Consider the following 1,452-nt stretch of genomic DNA (forward strand, 5'->3'; position numbering starts at 1 on the left):
GGTCAAGTCCGCGGAAGTGGTGTATCTGCCTTTCGATAAAACAAGCAGCATGACGGTGTCAGGGACCGGCACGAGCCCGATGGTGAGACTGGCTCATGCGACCTCCTGAACGGTGTCGCCGGCATCGATGAGGTGGGCAGCCATCATCGCCTTCGTCTGCTCCAGGCTCGTCAACGACATGTAGCGCTTCTGCTGGATCCAATCATCGTGCTGCTCCGCCAACACGGCACCGACGAGGCGGATCACGGCGTCGCGGTTGGGGAAGATCCCGACGACGTCGGTGCGCCGGCGGATCTCCCGGTTGAGCCTTTCGGTCGGGTTGTTCGACCACACCTTCGTCCACACCGCCTTCGGGGCGTGGGTGAAAGCCAGCAGCTCGTCGAGGGACTCCTCGAGATAGTCCGCGACATGCGGGAACTTCTGCTCACAAAAGCCCACCACCTCCCGTGCCTGATCCCACACAGCCTGGGCGTCAGGTTGCTGGAAGATCGTCTGAAACATCGCCGACAATGTCGGCCACTGCGTCTTGGGCACCAGACCGGAGAGGTTCTTAGCGAAGTGCGTGCGGCAGCGTTGCCAGGAGGCGTTGGGCAAGACGTCGCCGATGGCGTGCTGGATCCCCAAGTGCGCGTCGCTGGTGACCAGGTACACCTCATTCAGGCCGCGGGCTTTCAGGTCGCGGAAGAACCCGGTCCAGGAGGCCACCGACTCGGATGTGGCGACCTGCATACCGAGTAGTTCGCGGTAGCCTTCGGCGTTGACTCCGGTGGCCAGCAGGACGGAGGTTTTGACCACGCGCCCGCCTTCGCGGACCTTCATCGTCAATGCGTCACAGGAAACATACAGGTAGGGGCCGGTACCCAGGGGTCGAGTCCGGAAGTCCTCCACCATTTGATCAAGATCCTTGGCCATCTCTGAGACCTGCGACTTCGACAGGTTGTTGATCCCCAGGGTGGCCACCAGGTCGTTCATCCTGCGGGTCGAGACGCCTTTGAGGTAGCAGGTGGCGATCACGGTGGTCAGGGCCCGTTCGGCCCGGGTACGTCGTTCCAGCAGCCAGTCCGGGAAGAAGGAACCGGTGCGTAGTTTCGGCACGGCGACGTCGATGGTGCCGACTCTGGTGTCGAGGTCGCGGTGGCGGTAGCCGTTGCGGACGTTGGTGCGGGACTCGGATGTGGTGGCGTAATCGGCGCCGCAGATCTGGTCGGCCTGGGTGGACAGGATCTGGTTGATGAAGTTCTGCAGCATCTGTCTCATCAGGTCCGGAGAGGCTTGAGACAGCAGGTCGTCGAGATAGGTGGTGGGGTCGATAGAATGGGGGCCAGCGGCCATCGTAGTGTCCCTTTCGAGGAGATGTAGGAGTTGATTCGAAAGGTACTGCGGTGGTCGCCCACATCTTCCATGGGGTCCTCACCGGCAGTTACAGATACACCACGCTAACGGACGTCACCG

General features: G+C 62.0%; 1 protein-coding gene. It reads right to left on the minus strand.

The features are described 5' to 3' along the window. Window positions 1-93 precede the first annotated feature (93 nt). Window positions 94-1,332, minus strand: coding sequence for an IS256 family transposase (locus B9Y70_RS12535; RefSeq protein ID WP_085550602.1), 1,239 nt, complete (start codon window positions 1,330-1,332; stop codon window positions 94-96). Between the last annotated feature and the right edge of the window lie 120 nt (window positions 1,333-1,452).

It is taken from the genome of Corynebacterium pollutisoli (assembly GCF_900177745.1).
Taxonomy (GTDB): domain Bacteria; phylum Actinomycetota; class Actinomycetes; order Mycobacteriales; family Mycobacteriaceae; genus Corynebacterium; species Corynebacterium pollutisoli.

Bases quoted from the DNA above. Each gene is read 5' to 3' on its own strand.
- B9Y70_RS12535 (WP_085550602.1), bottom strand. From the start codon at position 1,332: ATGGCCGCTGGCCCCCATTCTATCGACCCCACCACCTATCTCGACGAC.